This is a genomic window from Paraconexibacter sp., assembly GCF_041602235.1.
In the GTDB taxonomy this organism is placed as follows: domain Bacteria; phylum Actinomycetota; class Thermoleophilia; order Solirubrobacterales; family Solirubrobacteraceae; genus Paraconexibacter.
The window spans coordinates 1-7,257 of sequence record NZ_JBFIGP010000201.1 but is presented as its reverse complement, the minus strand read 5'-3'; the positions used below and the strand labels follow the sequence as shown (position 1 = coordinate 7,257).

The 7,257-nt window shown below is 72.5% G+C and carries 5 protein-coding genes; 2 read left to right on the top strand and 3 right to left on the bottom strand.

All coding sequences use genetic code 11. The features are described from left to right. The 3 genes from ABYE80_RS14705 to ABYE80_RS14695 form a co-directional block, all read right to left on the bottom strand. On the bottom strand, positions 1–1,468 hold a 1,468-nt coding region (locus ABYE80_RS14705; RefSeq protein ID WP_372791039.1), incomplete at its 3' end, for a calcium-binding protein. A 211-nt stretch (positions 1,469–1,679) separates the two neighbouring features. Then, positions 1,680–2,729 (bottom strand): carbon-nitrogen hydrolase family protein, encoded by a 1,050-nt coding sequence (locus ABYE80_RS14700; protein WP_372791038.1) that lies wholly within the window; start codon positions 2,727–2,729, stop codon positions 1,680–1,682. Further along, on the bottom strand, positions 2,726–4,222 hold the full coding sequence (locus ABYE80_RS14695; protein WP_372791037.1) for an NAD(P)/FAD-dependent oxidoreductase: 1,497 nt from the start codon (positions 4,220–4,222) through the stop codon (positions 2,726–2,728). Before ABYE80_RS14695 ends, ABYE80_RS14700 begins: the two co-directional genes overlap by 4 nt. Before the next feature lie 49 nt (positions 4,223–4,271). On the opposite strand from ABYE80_RS14695, the gene ABYE80_RS14690 reads away from it, so the two are divergent. Continuing rightward, positions 4,272–5,003 (top strand): TetR/AcrR family transcriptional regulator, encoded by a 732-nt coding sequence (locus tag ABYE80_RS14690; protein WP_372791036.1) that lies wholly within the window; start codon positions 4,272–4,274, stop codon positions 5,001–5,003. Between the two features lie 83 nt (positions 5,004–5,086). Continuing rightward, entirely contained in the window at positions 5,087–6,979 is a 1,893-nt protein-coding gene (locus tag ABYE80_RS14685) for a M28 family peptidase (RefSeq protein WP_372791035.1), read from the top strand. The last annotated feature ends 278 nt before the right edge of the window (positions 6,980–7,257 follow it).

The following is a 7,257-nucleotide window of genomic DNA, read 5'->3' as shown; positions in this document are numbered from 1 at the left end:
GGGGCGGCGGGTCCGGGGTCGGGGGTGGCGGGCCCGGGGTCGGGGGCGGCGGGCCCGGTGCGGGCGGCGTCGGCGTCGGGTCGCAGGCGTCCCCGATGCCGTCGCCGTCGGCGTCGGCCTGCGTGGGGTTGGCGATGGACGGGCAGTTGTCGCTGCCGTCGGCGATGCCGTCGCCATCGGCGTCGGCGATCGCGCGCGTCTCGCTCTCGCAGTCGACGGTAACAGGGTCGTTGGCGTCGGTGGTGGCGCTGTCGACGTCCGCGCCGCAGTCGATCTCGGTGTCCGCGGTGCTGTCCTGCGCCAGCAGGGTGTCGGGACCGGCCTCGCCGAGCAGGCGGTCGGGGTCGGGCCCGCCGTCCAGCGTGTCGCCGTCGAGGCCGCCGAACAGCTGATCCGAGCCGGCGTCGCCGAACAGCTGGTCGGCCCCCGGGCCACCGTCCAGGATGTCCGGACCGGCTCCGCCGTGCAGCTCGTCGCCGTCGCCCTCGCCGTTGAGCGCGTCGCTGCCCCCGCCGCCGTGCAGCGCGTCGACCCCGGGACCGCCCTTGAGCGTGTCGTTCGCCGGCCCACCGGTCAGCGTGTCGCTGCCCGGCCCGCCTTCGAGCGTTGCCGCGCCGGTGCCGGCGCGGAGCGTGTCGGCGCCCGTTCCCCCGATCACGCGCTCGACGTCGGTCATGACGTCGTCGCGGCTCGTGACGCCGCCGGCCGCGGCGTCGGTGGAGGATCCGTCGTCGGCGTTGCCGTCGATGTCGACGGCGACGGGGATGCCCCGACCGGCGTAGGTGACGGTGTCGGTGCCCGCGCCGCCCCCGAGGCTGTCGGCACCCGCCCCGCCGTCGAGCGTGTCGTTGCCGGTGGAGCCCCGCAGGATGTTGTCGGCGGGGCTGCCGACGAGCACGTCCGCGGCCTGCCCGCCCGTGACCCACTCGACGTCGTCCCCGACGTTGTCGGCCTCCCCCGCCTGGCCGTCGTCGGCGTTGTCGTCGAGATCGATCGACAGCGAGCTGGTCCGCAAGGAGTAGATGGCGTGATCCGACGCGCCTCCCCGACCCGACAGGACGTCGTTGCCGTCGGGTGTCGGTCCTGCGAAGAAGCGGTCCTGGCCCGGGCCGCCGAGGACGGCGTCGTTGCCGGGGTTGCTCTCCCAGTTCGTCGTGTACGGGATCGTCGACGTCGCCAGGTCGTCCATGCCGCCTGGGTCCACGATCACGATCGGGGAGACTCCCGTCACGGTGCACGTGACGGTGTCGGTGGGGGCCTCGACGCACCCCGCACCGGCGAAGAGCCCGTCGGGATCGAGCGACTCCTTGACGATCACGTCGATCTCGCCGGGGCGCGTCGCGTGGCTGAGGTTGAGCACGTTGACGCGCGGGACGAAGCTGCCGCTCTCGATCGCGGTGACGTGGACCTGGTTGCCCGAGATGACCTCGACCTTGACGATCGCCTGCGCGGGGGAGGCCAGGCCCAAGAGCGCCAGAGCGACGATGGGAAGCGTCCTTCGTGCCCTGGTCCCGCACCGGGTCACCCCTCGACCGTACTCCCCCCGCGGCGCGGAATGGGAAAACCTGGGCGTCCCGGCGCCGGTCAGGCCACGCGCACCAGGGGCTGTGCCCCTGGTGGTGACAGTGTCCTCACCAGGGGCACAGCCCTGCGGTAACGCGGGGCGCAGGTCCCGGGCGTTACGGCGTCGTCGCGAAGTGCTGCGCCTGCTCGTCGGCGACCGGCGGCAGCTCGTCCGGCAGGTCGCCGGCCGGCAGCGACTGCCACTCGTGCTTGCGGCGCAGCTTCTTCTGCCAGTAGTCCAGGCGGCCGTGGTTGTTCATCACGTGCCAGGCCGCGACGTGCGTCGAGACGGTCATCGCCGGGATCCAGAAGCGGTCGGCGAGCGGATCGAGGGGAGTCACCGAGCCGGGGGTGACCTCGGCGCTGATGTGTCCCTCGCCGTCGTCGAACGACAGGCGGGCCAGCACGGTGCCGTCGGCGGCGCAGATCTGCGTGTCGCCGAGCATCACGGTGCGCCACGGCACCACCGGAGCGGCCGGGAACTGCGCCTCGACCGGACCGACGTGCGCCGCGTAGACCGTGGGCGCGCCGACCAGCCGGGCGACCTGGCCCGGGAGCTCGCGGTTCTGTCGGACCCAGATGTCGTGCTCGCGCTTCGCCCACCAGTTCAGGGGCGGCACGTTCCAGTTGTTCGGGAACGACGGCCAGCACATGCCGCCGAGCACGAGGTCCACGCCGCGCAGCCGCTTCGCGGTCCGGTGCCGACCCCACTCCCAGCCGGAGGCCAGCCCGACGTCGAGGTTCAGGGCCCGGCAGTGGACGCGGCCGTCGTCGTCCCCACCGCGGTAGTAGTGGTTCTCCCAGGCGGAGGGGATGTCCTTGTCGTGCAGGTGCGCGCCACCGTCGGGCTCGGCGAGGACGTACGTGCCGTAGGCGTCGTTGCCGCGCCGGGCCAGGAAGCCGCCGGCGATCACGACGTCGAGCTCACGGGCGAGCCGCGTGAGCAGCTGGAACGGGGCGCCGTCGACCGGACGGCACGCGCCGCGCATCTTCTTGTTGAAGACGTTCGGCGAGGTCATCGCCTCCGGCACCACGATCACGGCGGGATCGTGCTCGCGGTGGGCGTCGCGGATCAGATCCTCGATCCGCACGAGGTTCTCCTCGACCGCGGCGAGGGTGAGCTTCGCCTGGACGGCGGCGACCTTGATCGGCGTACGCGGGCTCATGCGACCACCGAGAGGGTCGCGACGTCACCGTCGGAGGACGGCTCGGCGGCGGGCATCGCCGGGGCCGTCGCCAGGGCCGGGCGGCGCGGTGTGTCCGGCCAGGTCCATCCGGGATGCTCGGACCCGCGGATCTGACGGGTGGACCGGAACCTCCGCGCGTGCATCTCGGCGCGGATGTTCAAGTCGACCGCTAGGTCGCCGAGGCCGCCCTTGATCGTCTCGGGCAGCGCGGTGGGCCGGTGCCGCAGGTCGTGGCGAATCGCGAGGGCGAACCCGCGGGCGAGGCGGCGCAGCGGCAGCACGTCCTGCTGGTCGCGGACCCGCTGGAAGATGTCGCTGAGGTCGGCGTCGGCGGCGTGGTTGCGCTTGGACGCCTCACGGGCCAGCGCGATGAGCACCGGCGACTGGGCCTGGATGCGCGTCTCGCTGTTGGCGAAGTGGTAGGCCGACAGGCACTCCTCGTCGCGCGCCTGCTCGTACCGGCGCAGCGTCGCGTCGAGGGTGGCGGCGTCGTCGAGCGCGGGGGCGGCCATGGTCGCCAGGGTGTGCCCCATCCACATCGCGTCGCGCTGGCCGTTGCCGATCACGGGGTCCTTGAAGTGCCCGGCGTCGCCGGCGAGTGCCCATCCCGGCCCGCTCGAGGCCCGGAAGTAGGCGGGGACGTCGGCGGTCGAGCGCAGCTTCGACAGGTTGGTCGCGCCCTCGATGCGCTTCGCCCAGCCGGGATGGCGGCGCAGGAACTCGTTCCACACGCCTTCGGGGTCCTTGCGGGCGCGGGCGACGTCGGAGGCCGGGCCCATGACCAGGGCGATCATGCGTGGCTTCGGAGCGCTGGGGAACGTCATGCAGAACGAGTCGCCGTCGCGCCACTGGGAGAGGGTCTCGTTGAGATGGGTGTCGACCTTCGGGTCGTCCAGGTAGCGGAACACGAGGCCGCGCCCGTTCTTCGACGCGCGGTACGGGTGCCAGGCGCCGACGCGGGCGGCGACCGAGGACTTGCGTCCGTCGGCACCGATCACGAGCTTCGCGTGGAGCTCGTGGATCTCGCCGTCCGGGTCCTTGGCGCGGACGCCGCTGACGCGTCCGCCGCGCCACAGCACGTCGAGGAACTCCCAGCCCTCGCGGACGTCCGCGCCGTGCTCGCGGGCGGTGTCGACCAGGATCTGGTCCTGCATCGGACGGGGGATGCACCACACGTAGTTGGAGCTCGACCCGTCCGGTGCGCCCCACGGCTCACGGACGGTCACCTCGTTGTCGAAGGTCAGCTCGAGGTCGCGCATGAACGACGGGTCGTTCGCGGTGACCTTGTCGAAGGCCCCGATGTCCTTCAGGACGTCGACCCCGCCACCGAAGAGGACGTGGGTCGAGAGCGTGTCCGAGGGGAAGCGGGAGCGGTCGAGCACCACGACGTCGCGACCCTCGCGGGCCAGGACGGCGGCGGCGACGGATCCGGCACAGCGGGCGCCGATGATGACGACATCGTGTTGGGACATGCTGGTGAGCCTACCCACAACCGCGCTATACTTGCAACTAGATTCAGATATGAACTCGCCTCCAACTGAACTGACCCCCGCCCCGCCCCCAGCACGTGGCGCGCGGCGCGCGGCGCGGACCCGGGCGGCCATCCTCGACGCCGCCGAGCGGTCGTTCCGCGCCGAGGGCTACCGCGGGTCGCGCATGGAGGACATCGCCGAGGCCGCGGACGTCTCGATCGGCTCGATCTACAACCACTTCGGTGACAAGGACGGCCTGTACCACGCACTCGCGGAGCGCTCCGCCGAGCTGTTCGCCCGGTACATGGCCGCCGCCTACGAGGCAGGGGACACCCCGCTGGAACAGGTGATGGCCGCCGGGGACGCCTACCTGCGCTTCCACCTCGAGCACCCCGGGGCGTTCCGGTTCATGGCCTTCGACGGCGTCGAGGCGGGGCCGCCGATCGCCGACGACGAGGTCGCGGCCCGGATCAGCGGGCGCGTCGCCGAGCTCATCGACGGCTTCAGGGCCAAGATCCAGGAGGCCATCGACGGCGGCGAGGTCCGCTCCGAGCTCAGCTCCCACCAGCTCTCCCGCTTCCTCTGGGGCGCCTGGAACGGGGTCGTGGCGCTCGGTCTGCGTACCGACCGGCTCGCGCTGACCGAGGACGAGATCGAGGCGACCATCCAGACCGGGCGCAAGCTCGTGGTGGAGGGCCTGGTCACCCCCGGCGCCCGGACGGCCGACGGCGACGCTCGCGCGCGGTTGGTCCGCATCGTCTCGCCCGACACACCGGATTGAGTCACGGACCGCTCGACACTCGGTAGGTCGTGCTCGTGCCGCGGGGCGAGGTCCCGGGCGCGCTCAGGCGCTACCGTCGCCCGATGCTCTCCCGCCGGCTCGCCGCTCCGCTCTCCTTCGTGCTGGCCCTCACGCTCGCGCCGACGGCCCTCGCAGGGACCGCGACCGACGAGATGATCACGTGTGCCGCGCTCGGTGCGAAGCGCCCCGGAACCGCGGCCGACACGGCGATGGGCGACCGGTTGATCGACCGCTTCCGTGCCGCCGGCCTGCAGACGAGCGCGGAGGAGTTCCACATGCCGGTCTGGAAGTCGGCGGGCACCCGCCTGTCGATCGCCGACGGGCCCGGGAAGGGCGAGGTGCTCGAGGCGCAGAGCTTCGCCTACTCCGGGACGGGCGACGTGCGGGCCGAGGTCGTCGACGTCGGAGGGGCGTCGCCGTCGGACTTCGACGGCAAGGACGTGCGGGGCAAGATCGTGATGGTCGACAACGGCGGCGTGTACCACCGCACGGTCCAGGTCCAGGAGATCATGAAGCGCGGTGGCGCCGCGATGGTGTACGTCTCGGCGTCCCCGAAGAACCTGATCCAGACCGGGGCCGTGCGCTGGGGGCAGCGTCCGCCCGCGTCGATCCCCGCGATCACCGTCGGCTCGGTGACGGGCGCGGCGCTCCGCGCGCGCCTCGACGCCGGCCGCGTCACGCTCGACCTGAGCGTGGCGGGTGAGCGGGTCGACGCCGTGGGCCGCAACATCATCGGCATGCGCAAGGGCACCACGTACCCCGACCGCTACATCGTGGTCGCCGGGCACTACGACTCCTGGTACGCGGGGGCCAACGACAACTGCACCGCGGTCGGAACGCTGCTGAGCGTGGTCGAGGCCAACCGGGACGTCGCCCCGGCGTACACGATGCTCTACATCGGCTGGGACGCCGAGGAGCCCGGGCTCGTCGGCTCGTACGAGTGGATCGCGCGCCACCAGGACCTGATGCCGAAGGTCGTGCTGAACATCAACCTGGAGGAGACCGCGACCGCCACCTTCCGCGACGGAGTGGCCACGGAGCTGCCGGCGCCGGTGCTCACGCTCGGCTCGTCCTCCCCGGCGATGCTGGCGCTCACGACCGCCGCGGCGGCGTCCAACGTGGTCCTGCCGCCGGTGGTCGCGCCGGCCTTCGCCGCGCGGGCGGTCAGCGGTGGCATCATCGCCACGGACATCGAGGGCTTCTACGCGCAGGGCGTCCAGGGCATCAGCACCGCCTCGTCCTCGCCCTACTACCACACGACCGAGGACACCCACGAGACGATCAACACGGCCGATCTCGAGCGCGTCACCAGCTACATCCGCGACCTCACGCGCAGCGCCCAGTCGCTGCCGCCGCAGGCGTTCCAGATGCGCGAGGTCCCGGTCGTGAAGGTCGACGCGCCTGCCAAGGCCGCGGCGGGTGCCGCCGTGCCGATCGACATCACGGTCACCGATCCGTTCGGGCAGCCGATCGACGGGGACGACGTCCTCGTCCTCGCCGACCAGCGGGACACGTGGGCGGTGGCGGAGAGCTCGGCGAAGGGGCTCGGCGGTGGCCGCTACCGCTGGACCCTTCCGGCGGGCAGCACCGACGCGGACATCACGCGCCTGCGCGCCACCACGTCCACCACCGCGTACCTCGCCCACGGCTTCGCCGAGATCGACCAGCGCGCCGGCGGGCTCGTGAAGCCTGCGACGACGTGCCGCAGTCGCCGGGTGATCACGATGCACGTGAAGACGCGGCTGTCGCGGACGCGGAAGGTGCGACGGCTCACGGTGTTCACGAGCGCCGGCAAGCTGCGCCTGCGCCGGACGAGGGCCGGCTACTCGGTGCGGCTGGACCTGCGCCGGGTGAAGAAGGGCACCGTGCGGGTGCGGCTCGTCGCGCGGACGAACCGCGGCATCGTGCGGCAGTCGCGGACCTACCGCACCTGCGCGAAGCGCGCACGGACCTGAGGCGGTGACGATGGCCGGGCGAAGACCCTGCCGTCGTCTCACCGGGGCTCGGGTCGTCCTCGCGGGGCCGGTATCCCCCGCGGGGTGGATCCCGATCCCTCGCGCGGTCGATGTGCGCTACGCGGCGCACCGCGAGCATGCCTCCATGAGCACCACCACCTCGCGCCCGACGATCGACGCCCCCGAAGCCGACATCTCCGCCCGCGACTTCTGGGCCAAGCCCTACATGGACCGCGACCGCGAGGTGTTCGAGCGCTTCCGCCAGGAGTGCCCCGTCT

Excerpts from the sequence above, each read along its gene's own strand:
- ABYE80_RS14685 (WP_372791035.1), top strand. The coding sequence starts at position 5,087 with ATGCTCTCCCGCCGGCTCGCCGCTCCGCTCTCCTTCGTGCTGGCCCTC.
- ABYE80_RS14695 (WP_372791037.1), bottom strand. The coding sequence starts at position 4,222 with ATGTCCCAACACGATGTCGTCATCATCGGCGCCCGCTGTGCCGGATCC.
- ABYE80_RS14700 (WP_372791038.1), bottom strand. The coding sequence starts at position 2,729 with ATGAGCCCGCGTACGCCGATCAAGGTCGCCGCCGTCCAGGCGAAGCTC.
- ABYE80_RS14690 (WP_372791036.1), top strand. The coding sequence starts at position 4,272 with ATGAACTCGCCTCCAACTGAACTGACCCCCGCCCCGCCCCCAGCACGT.